This is a genomic window from Hoeflea sp. IMCC20628, from assembly GCF_001011155.1.
Lineage (GTDB): Bacteria > Pseudomonadota > Alphaproteobacteria > Rhizobiales > Rhizobiaceae > Hoeflea.
This window is the reverse complement of record NZ_CP011479.1, coordinates 4744369-4764564: the sequence shown is the minus strand read 5'-3', so window position 1 is coordinate 4764564 and position 20196 is coordinate 4744369. Positions and strand designations below refer to the sequence as shown.

16 protein-coding genes and 1 tRNA gene are annotated in these 20196 nt (G+C 52.6%); 7 read left to right on the top strand and 10 right to left on the bottom strand.

The window, feature by feature from the left end; all coding sequences use genetic code 11:
• Positions 1-10 precede the first annotated feature (10 nt).
• Positions 11-1213: a D-alanyl-D-alanine carboxypeptidase family protein gene (locus IMCC20628_RS22365; protein WP_047032046.1), complete on the bottom strand. Its 1203-nt coding sequence runs from the start codon at positions 1211-1213 to the stop codon at positions 11-13.
• Between the two features lie 191 nt (positions 1214-1404).
• On the opposite strand from IMCC20628_RS22365, the gene IMCC20628_RS22360 reads away from it, so the two are divergent.
• On the top strand, positions 1405-2571 hold the full coding sequence (locus tag IMCC20628_RS22360) for a M20 aminoacylase family protein (protein ID WP_047032045.1): 1167 nt from the start codon (positions 1405-1407) through the stop codon (positions 2569-2571).
• An 85-nt stretch (positions 2572-2656) separates the two neighbouring features.
• Positions 2657-2732, top strand: a tRNA-Arg gene (locus tag IMCC20628_RS22355).
• 575 nt (positions 2733-3307) lie between these two features.
• On the opposite strand, the gene IMCC20628_RS22350 is transcribed toward IMCC20628_RS22355, so the two are convergent.
• The 3 genes from IMCC20628_RS22350 to IMCC20628_RS25230 form a co-directional block, all read right to left on the bottom strand.
• Complete coding sequence (locus tag IMCC20628_RS22350; protein WP_052766591.1) at positions 3308-4306, bottom strand: SIR2 family protein; 999 nt, start codon at positions 4304-4306, stop codon at positions 3308-3310.
• A gap of 9 nt (positions 4307-4315) precedes the next feature.
• Positions 4316-4921: a hypothetical protein gene (locus IMCC20628_RS22345; protein WP_156174618.1), complete on the bottom strand. Its 606-nt coding sequence runs from the start codon at positions 4919-4921 to the stop codon at positions 4316-4318.
• A gap of 518 nt (positions 4922-5439) precedes the next feature.
• A complete protein-coding gene (locus IMCC20628_RS25230) occupies positions 5440-6249 on the bottom strand; it encodes a hypothetical protein (protein WP_156174617.1) in 810 nt (269 codons plus the stop codon).
• A gap of 548 nt (positions 6250-6797) precedes the next feature.
• On the opposite strand from IMCC20628_RS25230, the gene IMCC20628_RS24850 reads away from it, so the two are divergent.
• Both IMCC20628_RS24850 and IMCC20628_RS22335 read left to right on the top strand, forming a co-directional pair.
• Complete coding sequence (locus IMCC20628_RS24850) at positions 6798-7502, top strand: hypothetical protein (protein ID WP_197078364.1); 705 nt, start codon at positions 6798-6800, stop codon at positions 7500-7502.
• A 169-nt stretch (positions 7503-7671) separates the two neighbouring features.
• Positions 7672-8193 carry a hypothetical protein gene (locus IMCC20628_RS22335; RefSeq protein ID WP_047032042.1) on the top strand — a complete coding sequence of 174 codons (522 nt, stop codon included), beginning with the start codon at positions 7672-7674 and terminating at the stop codon, positions 8191-8193.
• Positions 8194-8613: 420 nt separating this feature from the next.
• Here the strand turns inward: IMCC20628_RS22335 and IMCC20628_RS22325 are convergent, their stop codons facing one another.
• The 6 genes from IMCC20628_RS22325 to IMCC20628_RS22290 form a co-directional block, all read right to left on the bottom strand.
• Entirely contained in the window at positions 8614-9891 is a 1278-nt protein-coding gene (locus tag IMCC20628_RS22325; RefSeq protein WP_047028619.1) for an IS66 family transposase, read from the bottom strand.
• Positions 9892-9943: 52 nt separating this feature from the next.
• Positions 9944-10447 (bottom strand): hypothetical protein, encoded by a 504-nt coding sequence (locus IMCC20628_RS22320; protein WP_156174616.1) that lies wholly within the window; start codon positions 10445-10447, stop codon positions 9944-9946.
• A 408-nt stretch (positions 10448-10855) separates the two neighbouring features.
• A complete protein-coding gene (locus tag IMCC20628_RS22315; protein WP_047032039.1) occupies positions 10856-11734 on the bottom strand; it encodes an exonuclease domain-containing protein in 879 nt (292 codons plus the stop codon).
• Positions 11735-12818: 1084 nt separating this feature from the next.
• Positions 12819-13957, bottom strand: a protein-coding gene (locus IMCC20628_RS22305) for an IS3 family transposase (protein WP_156174386.1) whose coding sequence is annotated in 2 segments (ribosomal slippage) — positions 12819-13720 and positions 13720-13957 — 1140 coding nt in all. Because the reading frame shifts where the segments join, the coding sequence is not laid out codon by codon here.
• Positions 13958-14013: 56 nt separating this feature from the next.
• Positions 14014-15366: a hypothetical protein gene (locus IMCC20628_RS22295; protein ID WP_156174615.1), complete on the bottom strand. Its 1353-nt coding sequence runs from the start codon at positions 15364-15366 to the stop codon at positions 14014-14016.
• A 290-nt stretch (positions 15367-15656) separates the two neighbouring features.
• Complete coding sequence (locus tag IMCC20628_RS22290; protein ID WP_047032037.1) at positions 15657-16877, bottom strand: MFS transporter; 1221 nt, start codon at positions 16875-16877, stop codon at positions 15657-15659.
• A gap of 196 nt (positions 16878-17073) precedes the next feature.
• Between IMCC20628_RS22290 and IMCC20628_RS22285 the strand changes: the two genes are divergently transcribed.
• From IMCC20628_RS22285 to dxr, 3 genes are all read left to right on the top strand, one after another.
• Positions 17074-17835 (top strand): SapC family protein, encoded by a 762-nt coding sequence (locus IMCC20628_RS22285; RefSeq protein ID WP_047032036.1) that lies wholly within the window; start codon positions 17074-17076, stop codon positions 17833-17835.
• Between the two features lie 174 nt (positions 17836-18009).
• Positions 18010-18894 (top strand): NAD(P)-dependent oxidoreductase, encoded by an 885-nt coding sequence (locus IMCC20628_RS22280; protein ID WP_047032035.1) that lies wholly within the window; start codon positions 18010-18012, stop codon positions 18892-18894.
• A gap of 42 nt (positions 18895-18936) precedes the next feature.
• Positions 18937-20148 carry a 1-deoxy-D-xylulose-5-phosphate reductoisomerase gene (gene dxr / locus IMCC20628_RS22275; RefSeq protein ID WP_047032034.1) on the top strand — a complete coding sequence of 404 codons (1212 nt, stop codon included), beginning with the start codon at positions 18937-18939 and terminating at the stop codon, positions 20146-20148.
• Positions 20149-20196: the final 48 nt, after the last annotated feature.

The window sequence follows — 20196 nt, the reverse complement described above, 5'->3', positions numbered from 1 at the left end:
CTCTCGAAAATCAGATATCAGGGCGCGGTATCGGGATCGGCACCGTGCTGCGCAACGGCATGGCTTCGGCAGCATTGGCCGGTGCGGCGAAAGCGGATGCGATGGTCGGCTTGACGATTTCGTCGCTGGCGCGGGCCGGCCGTGGAACGGGAACCGGTATGCGCGACAAGGCGATCTCTGTGCTTCCAGCCGGAAGGCCTGTCAGGGCCTGCACCAAACGTGGTTCGCGGGTCATGGGAACAATATAGGGCGAGTTGAGCACCATTTTGCCTTCCACGTCCCTACCCTCATAGCGCGCCTCCCTGGCTTCCTTGGTACAGATGTTGCCCGAGATGTCGGCCACGACATTGCGCCCTTCCCCATAAGGCGTCAGACTTGTCAGCGTAGAACCACCCCATGCCGTCGTTGTCAGTGCCTTGTGCAGCAGACGCGCCGATTCCTCGGCTCTGAACTCTTGCGATGGCGCACCGAACACGACACTGACCACTGTCTTGCCATTGCGGGTTGCTGTCGACACCTGATTGAATCCGGACGCACAGATAAAGCCGGTCTTCATGCCATCAGCACCCGGAAACCGGCCGATCAGCAAATTGTAGTTGGTCTGGGCCTTCGTGCCCGCGACAAAGCCCTCATAGCCGAAATAATGCGCATATTCCGGAAACTCGCGGCGAACCGCAACGGCCAGCAGCGCCATGTCGCGCACCGTTGTATATTGCCCGCTGCCGGGCAGGCCATTGGGGTTGATAAAGCGCGTCGAAGTCATCCCGAGCTTGAGCGCGGTGGCGTTCATCTCTCTGACAAATGCCTCCTCGCTGCCTGACACCGCCTCGGCGATCGCCATGGCCACATCATTGGCGGATTTGACCAGCAGATATTTAAGCGCCGAATCCAGAGGGAACCGCGTTCCCGGCTTGAAATACATCTTGCTCGCCGGTTCTTTTGCCGCATGCACTGACATGGTCACCGGTGTTTCCATGGTCATCTGACCGGATCTAAGTGCCGAGAAAACCAGATAGGCCGTCATGATTTTCGTGACCGAGGCCGGATACCAGCGTTGGAAGGCCTGCTCATGTTCGATCACACGTCCGGAACTGGCATCAACTGCAATGCTGGGATTGGCCATCGCCGCGACAGCCCACGGCAGCGTCACCGCCAAAACGGCAAATGCCGCACCGATCCTGCGCATCTGTAACAAAAAGCTCATTCCGGACATCCGTTTTCCAGTATTTTTAGCAGTTTTTCGCCGCCAAGAGGGCGATCAGACCTATTCTCGCAATGCGTGAAACAACGCTTTTTCCTCGTCATCATCGCCTACTTAGCCTATATGGCAGAGAGATGGCAAAGGCGATATCCACATGGATGCCTCTGCCGGATATCAAGAGATCGAAGCCATAGGGGTTGAAAATGCAACTGGTCGCCGATGTTGTTTCCATGAAAGACGAGGTCGCCACATGGCGCCGCACACTTCACGCTGATCCGGAATTGCTCTACGACGTGCACAACACGGCAGCCTTCGTCGCCGACAAGCTCAAATCCTTCGGCTGCGATGAAGTTGTCACCGGCATCGGCCGCACCGGCGTTGTCGGAATCATTCACGGACGCCCGGGCGGCAATGGCCCGGCCATCGGCCTGCGCGCCGACATGGATGCGCTGCCGATCCATGAGATCACCGGCGCTCCCTGGGCCTCGAAGACACCTGGCAAGATGCACGCCTGCGGTCATGATGGTCACACCGCCATGTTGCTCGGTGCTGCGCGCCACCTTGCCGCAACCCGCAACTTCACCGGCTCGGTGGCAGTGATTTTCCAGCCTGCCGAAGAGGGCGGTGCCGGCGGCCGCGAAATGGTCGAAGACGGCATGATGGAGCGCTTTGGCATCACAAAGGTGTTTGGCATGCACAATCTGCCAGGCCTGCCGGTGGGTCAGTTTGCCATCTGCAAGGGTCCGATCATGGCGGCGACCGATATTTTCGACGTCACCATCAAGGGCCGCGGCGGTCATGCCGCGATGCCGCACCAGACCATCGATCCGATTGTCGCGGCTTCGGCCATTGTCTCCTCGCTGCAGTCGATTGCCTCGCGCAACGCCAATCCACTGGAAGCGGTGGTGGTTTCGGTGACAAAATTCATCGGCGGATCAGCCTACAACATCATTCCCGAGACCGTCGAGCTGGCTGGCACCGTGCGCACGCTGTCGGCTGAAATGCGCGACATGGCTGAAACCCGGATCAACGAGATTGTCCAGGGCGTAGCTGCTGCCCATGGCGTGGAAGGCACGGTCAATTATCTGAGAAACTATCCGGTGACCTTCAACCATTCCGACGAAACCGATTTCGCTGCCGATATCGCCGAAAGCGTTGCCGGTCCGGGAATGGTCGAACGCAAACAGCCGCCGACCATGGGCGGCGAAGATTTCTCCTTCATGCTTGAAGCCCGCCCCGGCGCCTTCATCTTCATGGGCAATGGCGACACCGCCGGCCTGCACCACCCGGCCTATGACTTCAACGACGACGCCATTCCGGTCGGCATCTCCTATTGGGTTAATCTGGCTGAAAAGGCGCTGGCGGCTTAAGTCACCACAATGCATCAACACATCACAATCGGGCGGTTCTTGTTGTTGAAGAACCGCCCGATTGTCTGTATGCACACTTTTGCGTGGTCCCGTAGCTCAGGGGATAGAGCACAGGATTCCTAATCCTGGGGTCGAAGGTTCGAATCCTTCCGGGATCACCACTTTATAAAGGACTTGATGGTTAATATCGTAAATTTGAAATCTGGTTGTCACAACTCTGCCACAACTTTTAACAACGTTTTTTAATTCAAGACCTTAAAACGCATACCTTTTATGTGAACTTAAAGCCCTTTAGGTTCACTGAGAATCATAAAAGCCAACAAATCAGGCGTTGTCTTTACATTCGTGGCTCATGATTCTTGGGTGTGCCATCGTCAATGTGCCTGTTGGCACACTTATCCTGGACGAGAAACAGCGCAGCTAGTGGTGAAAATTCAACGCTTCGTACCTACGCTTGAATGTCGCCTGGAGTGGGGAGCACAAGTCCGAGCGAGCCTAATGAACAGCAATATTGCGGATCAAGCGGCTGAAACGAAGAACCTTGAAACGACTAGTCGAGCGTGGCAGATGTAAATTGGTCATCAGAGGGCGGAAAGAGGACATTTGCCCAATATAGTACAAACGTCGGCTGAGCGCAGTTGTGATGACCTTGCAGAGTTTCGATCTTCGTTCTTTGCAAGAAGCATAGCGATGGGTATTTGGGATTCCCCAACTCCATAAAACGAATAAGGGAGCTTCACCATTCTGTGAATGTCAGGACATCCTCCAAAAGATGTAATTCAACATCCCCACCTAGCTGCTCATTCCAGAACTTTGTTCGACTTGCCTTATTACCAGCACCGAGCCAATCAACAACCCTTACGACCTTCGTTCCACGGAGTTGAGAAATTAGCCGATTTAAGTGAATATCATTCCCCGAATAGCCGAATAGAACAACTTCCAAACTTTCATCCACGGCCATTTCTAAGAACTCCCAATAAATACTCAGAACCTCCGAGGAATCAATGATTTTTGGTTTGTGTGTGTAATGCGTCAACACGATGTGTCGACCAACGTTTTTTAGCGTTTTCGGATTTTTTGAAAGTGTTACTTCTGTCAACTTAAATGGTTTAGCTTTGGCTTTGCCTGCAAATAGCGGTCCACCATGTAAATGTAGATACCATGCGCCAAAACGTTTGTTTCTAAACAGATTTTGGCGGTCAAATTTTTTATCAACAAAACCGTCAAATAAAATTGGTTCGTCACCACCTAATATCTTTTTATTTCTTAATGCGCTGGACAATAGACCATCATAATTCAATGTCGCTACATGAGACTGACTACTCTTAATTTCGGCGGCCAAAGGGTCCAGGAAATCTTCGGGCAAAACACATCTATTTCCTTCCTCCTGACCTGTGGAATGTTGAGCTAGGTACATTTGGCGCGCCACCAGATAAGCAAATTTATGGACGGCCTCTGGAAACTGTCTTCCCTGACTAGATAGCCAATGTCCCGCTCCTGTATCCCGAACGGAAAGCAACACTTCGCATGCGCTAACCGTATCCTGTAACGTTGCTAGCTGTTCTTCAGACGTTGGGCAGGTGTCGCCATCTGGAAGGCATGCAGAAATAAGCTCTTTCTGCTCGGGTGCAAGCGCACCTTCGTCCCATGCCTTGGACATTGCAGATGTGAGGTTATACGCATCAGGAGAAATGGCCATACCCAGGCCATTGCCAAATATATATGTCTTCCTCATTTTCGACCTTCAACCATTCTTGGCATGATCGATAATAGTTTTAGCGACAGTATCTATTGCACGTGGAATAGTATTCCCAACCGTAGAAAATACCTTACCTTCAACGGCATCAAACATCTTATAGTCATAGTTAGGTGCACTCTTTTGAAATGCCTTGTTCAACAAATGAACACCTACTCCAGCCCTCACTCGATCCAGCGCGGGGTTTTGTGTTGCCCAAACATTGTACACTGAAAATCCAGATGATGACTCAATTGAAAAAAGTGGAGACGCAAGTATTATTAGCTCACCATCACAAAGCTTAATCCTCCCTTTTTTTTCGAATATTGCCAGCCCTCTCTTTTTACCAAACTTTGACATGAAAACATCAAAAGCGGTGCGGTTATAGCTAACCTCACTCGGGTTATTGGAGCGACCTAAAATGAATTGTATTTCATCTTCCGTAGCACCTCGAATTTTTGCGCGGATGGCATCAGAGAGCATTCCGTAGAAGTCATATCCGCCGGATTTCTGCATCCTTCTGCTGATTTCTCCAACTAACTTAGAAGGGTCCAATGAATAATAGCGAATAAATGTATTTAGACTGAGTGTTAGGATTGCTGATGTTTCTGACATTCACAACGCCTTTGTAGAACTAATCGAAACTAGGACACCTGCTTTTCAGATGTCCAGCCTATCATTGGGTTACCTACTTTCAAAGCGACCATCGGTGTGGCTCTCACTTGCATTTACTATATGGATTCTAGCCCTTCAAACAGGCGTCAACACTCTAAAAAAATAACCGAATTCTTCGTGTGCCGACACTCGGGTGCGCTCAATTAGCGGTTGCCGCCCAGTGCGAAGATTGCATCGGAGGCATCTAAAGCCACAACAAATATCTGCAACGGACTCAGAGCGGCCGTTGGACGTGATTTCCACCGATGGCAGCTATGGGCCGAAATCACCAGCGTAGGCGTGGTAGGTTCGGGCGGGAAGCGGAAGTTCGCTGCACGAAGACCCGACGTCTGCTCTGCGGACCTTACAGACATTGGGCTGTTGGCTGAAAAAAGCTAGAAATTCCATACATTCAAATGCGCGGCACCGAAGGTCTGCTCCGACAAAATCTCCTATCAAGGCAATTTAGCTAGGTGCTTTTAATAATAGTCAACCAAGCCCTGCTCGCCGTCATCGCCGCGATATCCATCTGTTCCGTTGGCTCGGTGAAGGCCGCCTCTCAGGCCATTGTGCCCACCCTTTCCTGGCTCCAGCAGCAACTCTGGTTCAACCAGAATCGTCGCTGTTCTGATAATCAAATAGCCGCCGTGCCCCCCCGGGGCTCCGCCCCCTCCACCGCCCTGCTGTCCAGTAGTCTGAGGTGCATTTATTCCGTTTGCGCCGTCGAAGCCACGAAGGTCGATTCGACCACCACTGCCATCGAGATTCCCAGTTGGCGCGTAGATGTAGATCATACCTCCGTGTACAGATGCGTTGTTGCGCCCTCCATTGCCGCCAGGGGAGTGCTTTCTACCAGCACGATATTCTACCGCATTGTCTCCACTTATTGCGGCCGGTGGATTGCCATGGCTAGCATACGCACCACCACCACCACCGCCACCATAATTCACCGTGCCGGCAGCGCCTTTTCCACCAGTAACTGCACCCCCAAAGCCGCCGATTCCTCCATCTCCGCCATACCCCCCTAGTGCAGTCTGCGGATGCGCGAATGTTGCTTCGCTTCCATCAGGCAGAGTTATCGAGCGCCCGCCATTGGTGGCGATGCATCCACGAAATGTGATCGTCCCACCGATTTGAACATTGCCTGAAATGTTAAGAAGGAGCCATCCCCTTGACTTTACTGGAACATACAACTCACCGCCGGGTTCAATAATGAGATTGTTTATCTCGTGTCGTCGGGCGTTGATTTTTCTACGCTCGCCAGATTGAATGAAAACATCAGATACCATAATTTTCTTTCTTATGACCGTGATCAGATTTTCAATTGATCAATGTTACACTAAATATATATTCAGATAAAATGCGTTTTATTGTATTATCGGGTATAATATGAGTAGGATAACATAAGTCAAGTCACTAACAATATCGCGTCATGCTGAAATAAATTTGAGAATTCTGTTGCAGTCAAGAGTCAACCTTTTACGAAGTCGATCAGCACCCAACTAAACCGGCTGTTTGGGTGTCACAAATAGTCGTCGTAAAACTCGAAGCAACGTCCGACTAGGGCTCCAAGCAGACTCTTGTCGCGAAGACCACCACAGTCCGCAAAGGGCTGAAAGCACCAGGGTCCCGATTGGCAGTTTGGGCGGGTAGCTGCAATGCGGAATTATTATGCAGCTCATATTTCGTCGAAATCGATCCGAAGTCCCAGATATCCGATTATGCGACCAAATTTTAGGGATGGTCAGGGTACAAATTCCGACATTTATGGAATTGCCCCCCCGTTTGAAGACGGTTCTAGTTGACGTATTATGCAACACGTGTGTGAGAGAAATTGATGAACAATGCTGTTAATGATTTTTCTGATTCAAGGTGCTCATTGGCGAGACATTTCCATGACCTAACTCAAATCACTCGCAGCGAAATATTTGGTGATACAGACGCTCAGTTAAGGCCAATAAATCTGACATCCGATAGCGCTATAATGTTCTCTGGATATGTTGGTAGCGGATATGAGGTTAACAAAGGAATTTTGCTTTTGGGAATTAACCCAGGAGGTGGCGGAGATGCTTATGAGAAGCGCTCATTAGAAGACGAATTGTTCTATCCTCTCCTAAAAGATTTTAGAGGAAGTTCTGAAAAATCAGCTTTAGATGATTTCGAATTAATAAACAAAGAATTTGCTACAATTGTAAAGGGTTGGAATCTTTGGAGAATATTAGAGCCAACTCTAAGCGCAGCAGGCGCAACGATCGACGATGTTGCATACATGAATATCGTTCCATACCGCACCCGTGATGACAAATTTCCACCAAGTCTGGTCCGTAAAACTGCTTGGGAATACATTGTTGCGCCAACACTAAAAATCATATCGCCAAGAGCAGTTATTGCATTGGGCAAAAAAGCTGGCTCTATAGTTGATACGCAATTGAGGGGTCGCCAGCATGTTTATTGCGTCCCTCGAACGATTGGGGATTCCTACATCTCGGAACAGGCACGCCTAGTTCTGAGTGATATTCGGAAAGATTTTTTTCAGCGGTAGATTATCCGCCTTTGATGCGACGGAGAACGGCGGCGTCTTGGTGCAAAAACCATGTTTTTTGCGACTTTCAATGGAGGCTGTGCGGACAAAACCGCCATTGAGATAATTAGTTTTTCGACTTAGAATTTAGGGTCTCAAGCTAGAATTTTATTTGTCAAAAGGGCGAATTATGTCAGAGCAAGAACCAGTTTGTGTCCCAACTCTAGAAGATATTCGCTTGTCCTTGGCCAGTTACATTACACAGATTGTGGAGTATTATCAGAGTGGAAATCATAAAACTGCGCGAATTGACGAAATTGTTGATGGTATAAAAATCAACAATAAAGCGGAACGCGAAACTGTCTACTCAGCGATTGACCCGTATTCAGAGGGCACTGACAAACGCGACGAAAATATGCCGCTTCTGTTTCGAAAAACCTCGCCAGCAGAGTATACGTTCTTGGGTTACTCTGCAGACCCTCTAGAATTAACAAGTAAAATGGTTTTTTCTGATCCGATTATAAATGAAGCTTATAAGATTTTCTCGGAGCTAGCTGAAAAAAAGCATGGCAAGGGTGCGCTTCAAGAAATGACAATGTCTAAAAGAGTCGATTCGTTTCACCGAAATATGCAAAATATACCGTTCATCCTAAAAGATGCGCAAGAAAGAGTCACGAATCGCAAAGCTCTTCAAGCCGTCATTCGCTGTTAAAGTCGCATAATCGGATATCTGGAACTTCGGACCGATTGCGGCAAAATCTGAGCTGCAAAAATATCCACATTGCAGACCTTGGTGGGCACCACAGCGAACGACCGCTCCCCGCCCGAAGTTGCCAGGTCATGATTGGCACTTCCGGCCCAAAGCCGATCTTGGTGGCCCCCATTTTGGACGCTATATTGCACCCCGTCAAAGCAAACTTTGATCGGTTTTTCAGGCTTTATCATGGTCTAGAAACATCAGAAGATTCCCACCGTCTTCTGCCCAGTTTTTCCGGGGGCAGTTCAAACTTCGTAACAGCCCCTTGATGCAGATTTGCGGAACTTTCTCGATTTTGCCGACGCCGCAATAAAGGTCCCACCTAAATCGTAATTACCCACCCCTGAATTTATGATTTCGGGCCTTGATGTCGGCCTACGCCAAGACGGATGCGATAACCTGGAAGGGATTTGCGCCTTTAAGGCGGGCGGTATCGACGGTTGTGCGTACATCCGCCTCGGCTTGGGCGGCCCACATGGCGCGATATCCGTTTGTCACCTTTCTCTGAATGACCCATGGACGGAGCTTTCGCTCAGATGTGTTGTTGGTGACATCGACTTCTCCGGGATAGTCGCAAAACGTCAGCAGCTGATCGCGGGCCCGCCCGATCTTGGCCTGGAGCTTTTGGGCCAGGTCGCATGAAGTCGGGGCGCATAGAAGCCCGGCAAGCTGTTTATCGAATTTGCGCTTCTTGCTTGCGACGGTAGACGCAGCGAATGTGCTTATGGCTCTGGCGAAATCAAACACACGGCCAAACCAAAGCTGGAAGCGAAGAGGGAGATCATCCTCGCCATGTTCCAGCGCAAAGGCTGTATCACGCGCCAAATGTGCAAGGCAGGTTTGATGTCGATGGCCGTGAGATTGCTGGGCTGAATACCGATCAGATATCCATACCTCGGGGACATGGCCGCCCATGGTCTCGTGAACGACCCGTGCTGCACGGGAGTAATCGGGCTGGTGGACAACGGCATCCTTGCAATGAAAAACCCAGTGTTGGGCATTTGTGCCCTCAATACGCACACCGGTTTCGTCGCTGGCGACAACGCGGGCGGCTCGAAGGCTGGCCTTGGCGGCCTGTGCTGTGGCCTGGAAGCTCGGACGGGAGCGGGCAAACATGTTCATGATCGCGCCCTCGCTCGCATGGAGGCCGAAGATATCCATGAACACACCGCTCAGGCGTTCGTAAGACAATGCATGGAAACTCTTGAGGTAGATCGCCAGCGCGTGAATGCCTGGCCCGAACGGCGTTGCGGTTGCCACGGCAGGTGCGGTGGCTTTTGTCGTCGTGCCGCATTGCGGGCAATGACAGGAAAAACGCCGATGCCGGGTGACATGAGGACGGATCGCAGGAATATCGATCTCGTCATAGGCCCCGGCCAGCACCATCGTATCATCACCGGAAAACGCATGGCCGCATCTCTTGCAGGCGGTCGGTTCATGATCGCGAAACATGTCGGCAAAATCCGCCAGCACCCTATTGTGGGGTTCATGCCCGGGCTTGGCTCCACCCGGTCGTGAGTTGACGCGTTTCTCTTTCTTGTCCGTAGAGGGCGGCTTGGAAGACGTCCGAGAATCCTTGGCAGGCCGTTGGAGCCGAAGCACCATCTCGATCAATTCGTCCTTGCTCAGCTGCTGCAAATCAGTCCGATCCATATCATCATGGATTCAGACATTGTGGTGCATGGCAAGGGGGTGGGTAATTACCCTAAATCTCCCCCGCAATCACCTTTGATTTCAAATCGGCATACTCCTCAATCAACCACCCCTGGCGTGGTTGACCAAATCTAGAATTGAGGTCGGAGTTAAGCTCTTCAATGAGGACAAGTTCACGCGCTTTGACTTCATCCTTTGTACCATTTTCAATCGCAGTATGAATAATTGGCCACTTGTTCTCGACCGCAACTGCCAGAAATAAGTGCACACGCCTATACTCAAGATTGCTACGCTTCTGCGGCCGCCCGTCTCTCGTAAGAGGTCCATTCCCTCGCTTTTGCTTACCCTCAAAAATACGTTGGACGTTGTTCCGGTAGGCTTGGTACAGTCGAACCTTGCTTGTTGCGATGCCGATGTACCGCCGTTCACACTTTGGCGTAAATATTTGAAAAAAGTAAATCAGCGGAATACTGTCGATGACACCATTTTTCAAATTTGTATTCCACATTGATTTCTCTGCCTTTTCCGAGAAGGTGTTGATGGCAGTGTAAATCAATGATGAACCAGCTGCAAAACTGAAACTGATCGCATCGTAGCATGCGCACCGACCTTCCAAATTCTAAGCCCATCATCACAGAGTATTTATAAGGGATTTGCTAAACCGTGTTTTGGCTACTGCCACCAATGTCGCCTTTCCGCCCGAAGTTGCCAGGTCATGATTGGCACTTCCGGCCCATTGCTGACCTAGACGATGATTACAGCGAATGGCAGCTTGGTCTCTAAACAGATATGTTAAAGACATTTGCGACAAGGTTTTGCGATAGCCAAGCCTATGAAATCACTTGCCCATATAAAGCTTGCAAAATCGACGGGTTTTGCGACAAGTTCCAGTAATCCGATTATGCGACTTAGTGTTGGAGCAAATTTTGAATACATGTAGCGGGTGGGGCAGCCGTCATTTTGGCTAGGCAAATAACGCTTCAAAGTCTTTAGGGCTCATTATCCGCAATTCTTCGCCTTTTTCTATTCGCGCTTCTGCCTTTGCCCATTTGCCTGTTTTGGTTGCTCCTTCAGAAAGTTTGCTCTCATCTATTGCACCAATTACCAAAATATTACATTTCGAGTTGACCGACCCTTGAATATCAAAACCGAACGCAGCGGCGAAGGCAGAGGCTTCTTTTCGCGTCATATTTGGTAGAGTGCCAGTAAAGCAAACGCCCTGTCCGAAGAACTCACCCTCTGGATTTGCAATCGGTTTATCAGTCACATTTTTTAGGTAATTCAGGCGCGCGCGCGTGGCTTTGTCCTGCGATATTTGCTCCCAAAGGCTGGCCTTGCTTTCATCTATTATCTTCGCGGCCGCTAGCAACACTTCACCAGCGGCCTTTGCATCGGCAAGCGCATTATGATGCTCAAATTCTATACCCAGAACTTTGGCAATTTTTTTGAGACCATACCCACTTTGTCTATACTCTGGCCAAGCAAGCTTTACCGCTCTCGCGCTGTCATGCCAATTTATATGATCCCAATTCATACTGACTTTATCTGCCGCTCTCGTAGTGGCCGTCTTATCAAATGGCATGTGGCAGACTGTTCGTGCGTAATCGTCTGATAGCCAAGCGCTAAGCATAGTCAAACCTTCGGCCAATTTTGGCGCGTCTTCGACATGCGAGATGTCAATGCCATGAATGTAAGTGTTTGAGAAATAAGTCTCTGGATTCACGAGCGTATAATGCTCATCAACCAATTTTCCTGCTCTAAACTTGGCCACCCCAATAGAACATATAGAAGAAAAATTCTCGTTGGCAGTCTCAACATCAACAACTGCGAAATTTAAATTCATTGCACCATCCCCCTGCCACAGACATCTGCAAAAATTGCATTAACAGCATATATAGGCAAGAGCAGAAATATCTGTTCATTCGCCATTGAGAGTCGCAAAAACCATCCTTTTTTTCAACAGTCTTTTGAGAGATGGCTGTCGCTTCTCATGATTACCGCTCAAAACGTATTTTTAGCAGCGCAACCTGTTGCGGGTTGTTAGGCTGCGTTGTGTTGTTGTCGAATTGGTACCTAACCGCGCCCTGCGTGCTTTTAACCTTCAATTCAATTTTGAAGGTTTAATAATCGTATCTAAAAACATAGCGGTTTCCCTCAACTGTCACCCAGCAGGTGCGGGCCAGCTTTCCGTTTCGTTCATACACTTCCACACGATCAATCAACAGATTAAGCCGCCTTCGCACTGCGTCCGAGAGTGGCTTAATGACAGTTACAACTTGAGGTGCATGGTGGTTGGCTTCGCCAATTACTCTAGAAATGAATTGATCTATTTGGGAATCTGTTGTCAAACGGCGCGCCATACTGGGTTCTCCATCTAATTCAATAAGATTATTTCTCTCGGCTCACGAGAACTTAAAGTCTTTAGTCGATCCAGTGGTCACCCAATCACTAGAAATCTGGCAATCATTTTGCGACAAGATTTTGCGACAGCCAAGCCCTTGAAATCATAAGCCGTGAAAAACCGTTGCAAAAACTTTGATTTTTGCAAGTAGTATTGCCTAACTTAATAAGACCTCCTATCCGTGTGGTGAGCGCAAAAATTCTTGGGGTTACATCTTGTCTCTGTTTGGTATCCTATTCATCGTCGCTGTAGTTACCGCGATACCAACTTTTGGACTTTCGTTCGTAGCGCTCTTTTTCGCAAAAATTTGGATCAATTCCACCGAAGGAAAAAAGATCGCTGCTGCTGCCGTGAACGCAAGGAGCGATGACAAAATAGTCGCAATCCCGTTTGTAAGCGCTGCTGGTACTCGAAGCTTTTTTAACAGCTACGGTTCTTCTGAAAAGAAGTTCCAGTCCTTTGAAAAGCCAGCAATGACGTATATCGGGTACGTAAGAGTAGAGAGCAGTGAATAGCCCCGAGTTTTCTAGACACCCTCTGTCTTCGTTCTCTGCTGCCGTTCGAACTCGACGGGTGACAGCATCCCGTTCCTCACATGCTTGCGCGTGGGATTGTAGAACATCTCGATGTAGTCGAACACATCCTGCCTCGCTTCGGTTCGGGTTTTGTAAGTCCGTCGTCGTATCCGCTCGCGCTTGAGCAAGTTGAAGAAGCTCTCGGCAACAGCGTTGTCGTGACAGTTGCCGCGCCGGCTCATTGAGTGCTCAAGATTATGGGCGCGCAGAAACGCAGCCCAGTCCATGCTGGTGAACTGCGAGCCCTGGTCCGAATGGATCAGCACCCTGTTCTTCGGCTTCCTTCGCCAAACGGCCATGAGCAATGCTTGCAGGACAACATCCGTTGTCTGGCGGCTTTGCATCGACCAGCCGACGACACGGCGGGAGTAGAGATCGATAACGACGGCGAGGTAGGCGAAACCTTCTTGAGTACGGATGTAGGTGATGTCAGTGACCCAGGCCCTGTCTGGCACGTCCACGTCGAACTGCCGGTCTAGCGTGTTGTCCACCACCAATGACGGTTTGCCGCCGTAGCTGCCCGGCCTACGCTTGTAACCGATCTGCGCTGTGATGCCCGCCAGTGTGGCCAGACGTGCAACGCGGTTCGGACAGCACGTTTCGCCCTGATCCAGCAGATCATCGTGGAGTTTGCGATAGCCATAAACCTTGCCGCTGTCCTTCCATGCTTTGTGAATGAGCTCGGTCTGGCGCACGTCTTCGCGAGCCCGTTTGCTCAACGGGTGCTTCAGCCAGGCATAGAAGCCGCTAGGTTGGATGCGCAGACACCGGCACATCGCCCGCACAGAGAACAGCGGGCGATGCTCGGCCACGAACGCGTATCTCACTTTGCATCCCTGGCGAAATACGCGGTGGCTTTTTTTAGGATGTCGCGCTCCTCGATGACCCTGGTCAGTTCGCGTTTCAGCCGTCTGATCTCGGCATCTTTGTCGTCGCCGCCCGATGGCTGTGAGAACCTCTTCTTCCACGCGTAGAGCGAATGCGGGCTGACGCCCAGCCGCTGTGAAACCTCCGCAACTGGATAACCGCGCTCAACGATCTGATGAACAGCATCGCGTTTAAAATCGTCACTGAATTTGGCTGTGCTCATGATGGCCTCCTTGCCTCAAATTTAGGGAAGAAGGCGTCTACAAATCTAGGGGCTATTCAATCCTCAAAGTCGATCTCGGCGTTGTAGAGCTTGGCCAGGTCGCGGGCTTCCTCTAAGCAACCGCGCGGTAATCCGATGTGCTCGGGAAAAATCTCGGCGGCGGATATGACCCGAGGGATTTCCCCAGTCCACAGCCCCATTGCCTGAGCGCTGTAAAACTTGGGATTCTGGAATGCCCCTATCCTTGCGAACTGCGCGGCAGCGGGAGACGGAAGGTCCTTGCGCTCAATGTATAGCTGGTTGCCAAGCTTCATTTTTATGGTTTTGCCAGTAAGACCCACGGCGCTCGGAGAGGTAATAGGCCTCGATGGCTTCATCTTCCAAGGCTCGTCGGCATGCTCCTCTGACTGAGGAACCTGTAACCCCAAAACCGCTCCAGCGCCGGTACCTTCCTCTGACAACGCCTCTACCTCAGACGGTGTCATCCTTCTGATGCCAGAAAGGATGGCCCATTGGTCGTCATACGGTTGCCATTCGTCATCCACGAAAACGCTGTTCCCGTCGACGCGCGATCTTTGCTGGAGGGGAAGGCCAATCAGATTGCCCAGTCCTCCTTTGGGCATCTTGTCCTGGTTTGGGATCAATCTGTCGTAAGAGTCGAACCCGATATCAGGCCTAGCTTCCATGGTCTTCGTAAGCGTTGCCAGCATCATGCGTCGGGCGTGGCGCGCTGGAACGGGAGAAGTGAAGAATACCCACACATGACATCCGTTCCCTGATCGGGATCGTTCGAGATAAGTGGGAATACCAGATGCGGTGCATGCCACTTTGAAAGCCTTGGCATCTTCCTTGTAATCCGCTTTGTCGAAGTCGGCGACTACGAACCTGCAGGTCTCATCCATGAGTAGCGCGTACGCTCCCGCGACGAACTCTTTGTCGCGGTGGTCGTTCTCTGTCCCGCGCAGATGATTACGTACGGTATGGCCGTCGAATGGGATATATTCCCTCATTTGACAGCCTTTGCATTTGCCTCCCTTTGTCTTCTTCTGGCAGCCATTTTTCCAGAAGTTGGCACAGTGGAACGAGTATCCCTTCCTACTACCGTCGGAGTTCTCCCATCGTACCGCATAGACGTCACGCCTTCCTGTAAACAAATCGAGGAAGAGATCGATCTTGTCGGATGAATCAGAGTGCTGTGTTACCCAGGGCCGTTGTTTTGCCAGCGGGCTAAACAATGGCAGACCTTGTAACTCTGTGGGATAGGGCTTGCTCGGCCGATGCTCCGACAGGGCGGCAATTTCGCAAGCTAATCGGTTCCGCTCCTCGTCGATTTCAGCGAGGCGTGATAGTCGTCGCGCGAGTTCGTCTCTGCCGTCCTCCGTCACGCTCATACTCGATGGGTTGAACACGCAAAATTAGTATCCGAACCGAGGCTACATTTTCAAGTGGACACTGTTTGACAGGACAACTGGGCCGTTACGAAATAGTACAGGAAAAACCTCGTAAGAATGCGCGTCCACCAAGAGCGATTTTTATGAGTCCGAACTCATGTGGCGATGGCCACCCTGAATCCGAACTTGTGTGGCGACGAGTCCGAATACGAAAAGTGGCGACGCCGATTTTTGCCAATGAAATCAACGAAGCCGAATCCGAACTTATGTGGCGACGCTCAACTTTCTGAAAATTGTCCACATTGGCGTTACGCTGGCACAGCTTGCCCGCGCCGTGCCCGCGACTTGAACAAAAGCAGCACCATGATTGCGATGTTGAGAAAGTTCCAGGCGATGCCGTTGAGGAATGCGGCACGGTAGGATCCGGTCAAATCGTAAATCCAGCCTGACATCCAGCCACCCAGCGCCATGCCGATGATGGTCGCCATGATGACGAAGCCGACCCGGGCCCCGGCTTCCCTGGCCGGCAGATATTCGCGCACGATCAGGGCATAGCTCGGAACAATCCCGCCCTGCGACAGACCAAAGATCAGACTGACGACATAGAGCGGCACCATGGCGTCAAAGGGCAGATACAAAAACAGCGCAATGCATTGCAGGGTGGATCCGATCAGCAGGGTTTTGACACCACCCAGCCGGTCGGCGATCAACCCGGAGATCAGCCGCGAAACCACGCCACCCATCAGCATCAGTGACAGCATTTCGGCACCGACCGTCGGGCCATAGCCAAGATCGGTGCAATAGGAAACGATGTGCACCTGCGGCATCGACATCGCCACGCAACATCCGATGCCGGCCAGCACCAGCATCCATTGCAGCGAAGTTGGCGAAAAACTGACCGACTGCGCATTGGCGAGCGACAATCGGTTGGCGTGGGCCGTGGCATCGTCGGGAACCCGGCGCCTGAGCAGGAAGGTCAGCGGAATGATCAGCGCGACTGGCACAATCGCCAGAATCACATAGGCGGTGCGCCAGCCATAATCCGTCAGCACCCCGCTCAACAAGAGCGGCCATATCGCCCCCGACAAATAGTTGCCGCTGGCCGTGATCGCCACGGCAATACCCCGTCGACGGTGAAACCAGTGCGAGATATCCGCAATCAGCGGTCCAAACCCCGCCGCCGAGCCGAAACCGATGATAAACTGCATCGCCGACAGCATCACAATAGAGTTGCTGACTGCGGCAAGCGCAAAGCCTGTGGCCATGGCGATTGCTGACCCGATCAGCGCCACGGTGACCCCGTAGCGGTCAACGGCACGGCCGATCACCAGATTGCCCAGCGCAAAACCGACCATGGTCAAGGTATAGGGCAAGGAGGCATCAGCCCGGTCAATTCCGAACTCGCTCTGCACCGCCGGCATGATGACGATGATCGCCCACATTCCGACATTGCCAAGAACCGCGATCGCCAGTGTTGCGGCAAGCCGCATCCACGAATAACGGCTATCAAGGATATCAGACTCACACATCGGGCCACGTTATTGACGGCTGCAGAAGAAGTATAGCGGTTTAAGGCAGATGCCGCCGGCTTGGCATTGTCCGTTCCGGTGATGACTTGGCGTTACCCCCGCCAGTATTAAAGATTAGGACAGATTGCACTTGTAAAACATTTCCACACGCGCCAAAAATCTGTCGCAACAAAGATACACGCGAGGGGACACATCATTGGCTGGTTCAACGGATAACTCACCAAACACGCTGCCACTTTTCTACAAGGCTCCCGAAGCGGTCAGTCCGGAACGCCACGGCAAGAACGGACTTGCGCTGACCGGTGACTACGGCTTTGCCGCGAACGCAATCGTCATCCCCTTGATGGCTGCCGAAATGCCGGCGGCAATGCGCTCTTACCCGATCGTGTTTTCCGGACCCGATTTCATGCCCATGGTGGTGACCGGAATCAAGGAAGGCGAAAACCTGTTTATAGATGCCAAAGGAAAATGGGCCGAGCCACATTATGTGCCTGCCTATGTCAGGCGTTACCCCTTTATTCTTGCGGGCGGCGAAACCGACGAACGGCTCACCTTGTGCATCGAAAATGATCCCGCCCGGCTGGTCAGCCTGGGCGCCAAGGCCAAGCCGGACGTCAAACCTTTGTTCGAAGACGGCAAGCAGGGTGAGGTCATCACCAGCGCCCTGGCATTTTGCGAGCAGTATCAGGGCATGTTTGTCAAAACCCGGCAAATCATGAAGGTGATTGCCGAAAGTGGCCTTCTGGCCGAGCGAACCAGCAAGATCACTCTTGGCGATGGCCAGAGTTTCAACATCACCGGGTTTCATCTGGTCGATGAAGCCAAGCTGCTGTCCATGAGCGATGAGGACTTCCTCAAGCTGCGCAAGGCCGACGCCTTGGCGACGATCTACTGCCACCTCGCTTCGATGAACAGCTGGACATCGCTGCTGCACCAGGCAGGCCTGCGCAAATCCTGATTCTATAGAGTGTTGCGGCGCCGCCATCCGATTGGATGCGCGGCGCTGCTCTGCAGCGGCACCAGGACGAATTCATGGGTCTGCTACCTGTAGGCTGATCACACAAAATTGCGATTTTCTTTCCGCTTCTGTAAGGCTTCGCACCGGGCATCGGAACGCGGGAGAAAACCGGACATGACCACCTCGATTGCATTGCTTGGTGTCGGACTTATGGGACTGCCGATGGCGCGGCGGCTGCTTGGCGCCGGGTTCAAGCTCACGGTCTGGAATCGCGATCCATCAAAATCAGCCCCGTTGGCTAACGAAAGTGCAAGGATTGCCGGCAGCGCCGCCGACGCAGTTGCCGGCGCAACTCACATCATCACCATGCTGACCGATGGCGCGACTGTGGAGCACGTTCTGTTCACCACCGGCGCGGCAAAGGCCATCAGCCCTGGCGCAACGCTCATCGACATGAGCTCGATCCGTCCGTCCGAGGCCCGTTCACACGCTGCACGGCTTTCCAAACTTGGCATCCGCCACCTCGACGCGCCGGTCAGCGGCGGCACCAAGGGTGCTGAGGCCGGGACACTGGCAATCATGGCCGGTGGTGACCAGCAGGTGTTTGACGACGCGGTTGATCTGTTCAAGGCGATGGGACGTCCGGTTCGCGTCGGTCCCTCCGGTTCGGGTCAACTCGCCAAGCTCGCCAATCAGGCCATTGTCGGCATTGCCATTGGCGCAGTCTCGGAGGCCACGCTTCTGGTGTCTGCGGGTGGCGGTGATCTGGCGGCATTCCGGACAGCACTGAGCGGCGGCTTCGCCGATTCAACAATTCTTCAACTGCATGGCGAACGCATGCAAAATGGTGACTTCGAGTCGCGCGGGCGCGTCTCCGTACAGATCAAGGACCTCAACAACGTGCTCTCCGAAGCGCAGGAGCTTGGTATCCAACTGCCGCTGGTTCAGGCCATTCGCGACCGCTTCGTCCGGCTACAGGACGATCTGGACGGCGGCAATCTTGATCATTCGGCGCTTTTCATCGAACTCCTTGATCTCAATGGCCGCACCGGGCTTTGAACGCAGCTTGACCGCACAGCCCGAGCCCATGAAGGTGTCGCCATGACCCATGCCCCCGCATCGCTCCCAGTATCGCCCCCCCAGACGGAACGGCGCCGCATCTCCATTCTCGGCGCTACCGGCTCCATTGGCTGCAACACGCTCGAAGTGATGTCGCATCTCGGCGGCCGCGAGGCCTTTGCTGTGCCCGCCATTACCGGGATGGGCAATATCGGCCTTCTGGCCCAGCAGGCCCGGCAGACCGGCGCGGGCTTTGCCGTGACCGCAGATCCCGATCGCTATCACGAACTGAAATCGGCGCTTGCCGGAACTGGCATTGAAGTCGGTGCCGGTCCCGCAGCACTTGTTGAGGCGGGCGAGCGCGACACCGACCTGGTGATGGCGGGCATCGTCGGCATTGCCGGATTGGCGCCGACTCTGGCCGCTGTGGCGCGTGGCGCCGACATCGGACTGGCCAACAAGGAATGCCTGGTCTCCGCCGGAGATCTGTTTACCGCTGCAATCACCAAAGGTGGCGGCAAGCTGCTACCGGTCGACAGCGAGCACAATGCCATTTTTCAGGTACTTGAGGAAAACCAGCGCCACGCCATCCAGCGCATCATTCTGACCGCATCCGGCGGCCCTTTCCGCAACTACACCCGCGCCCAGATGGCTGCGGTAACGCCCGAAATTGCAGCCGCCCACCCGAACTATTCCATGGGTCTCAAAATCTCGATCGACAGCGCATCGATGTTCAACAAGGCTCTGGAGATGATCGAGGCGCGTCACCTGTTCGGCATAGAGCCGGAACAGATCGAAGTCATCGTTCATCCGCAATCCATCATCCATTCCATGGTCGGTTATTGTGATGGTTCGGTTCTGGCCCAACTCGGCGTTCCGGATATGCGTCACGCCATCGGCTATGCCATTTCCCATCCCCGCCGCGCCAATCTTCCCGTCGAACGGCTTGATTTCGCAGCACTCGCCCGGCTCGATTTCAGTGCGCCGGATGAGGAGCGTTTTCCGGCCCTGACGCTGGCCCGCACCGCCATGCAGCGCGGCGGCCTGCAGGGTGCAGTCCTCAACGGTGCAAAGGAAGCAGCCCTTGAAGCCTTCATCGCCGGGCAGATCGGTTTTCTCGGCATGGCCGATATCGTCGCCGCCACGATGGATCGGCTCGATGACGGCCGCGTGGCACAATCCATCGAAGACGTCTATGCGGCGGATAAAGACGCCCGGGCAGTGGCGGCATCGCTGCTGCGCAAATCGGCCTGATCCGCCAATGAAACAAGGGCGGATCCGAAGAACCGCCCTTTCTGTTTT

Bases quoted from the DNA above. Each gene is read 5' to 3' on its own strand.
- IMCC20628_RS22365 (WP_047032046.1), bottom strand. From the start codon at position 1,213: ATGTCCGGAATGAGCTTTTTGTTACAGATGCGCAGGATCGGTGCGGCA.
- IMCC20628_RS22360 (WP_047032045.1), top strand. From the start codon at position 1,405: ATGCAACTGGTCGCCGATGTTGTTTCCATGAAAGACGAGGTCGCCACA.
- IMCC20628_RS22350 (WP_052766591.1), bottom strand. From the start codon at position 4,306: ATGAGGAAGACATATATATTTGGCAATGGCCTGGGTATGGCCATTTCT.
- IMCC20628_RS22345 (WP_156174618.1), bottom strand. From the start codon at position 4,921: ATGTCAGAAACATCAGCAATCCTAACACTCAGTCTAAATACATTTATT.
- IMCC20628_RS25230 (WP_156174617.1), bottom strand. From the start codon at position 6,249: ATGGTATCTGATGTTTTCATTCAATCTGGCGAGCGTAGAAAAATCAAC.
- IMCC20628_RS24850 (WP_197078364.1), top strand. From the start codon at position 6,798: ATGAACAATGCTGTTAATGATTTTTCTGATTCAAGGTGCTCATTGGCG.
- IMCC20628_RS22335 (WP_047032042.1), top strand. From the start codon at position 7,672: ATGTCAGAGCAAGAACCAGTTTGTGTCCCAACTCTAGAAGATATTCGC.
- IMCC20628_RS22325 (WP_047028619.1), bottom strand. From the start codon at position 9,891: ATGGATCGGACTGATTTGCAGCAGCTGAGCAAGGACGAATTGATCGAG.
- IMCC20628_RS22315 (WP_047032039.1), bottom strand. From the start codon at position 11,734: ATGAATTTAAATTTCGCAGTTGTTGATGTTGAGACTGCCAACGAGAAT.
- IMCC20628_RS22290 (WP_047032037.1), bottom strand. From the start codon at position 16,877: ATGTGTGAGTCTGATATCCTTGATAGCCGTTATTCGTGGATGCGGCTT.
- IMCC20628_RS22280 (WP_047032035.1), top strand. From the start codon at position 18,010: ATGACCACCTCGATTGCATTGCTTGGTGTCGGACTTATGGGACTGCCG.
- dxr (WP_047032034.1), top strand. From the start codon at position 18,937: ATGACCCATGCCCCCGCATCGCTCCCAGTATCGCCCCCCCAGACGGAA.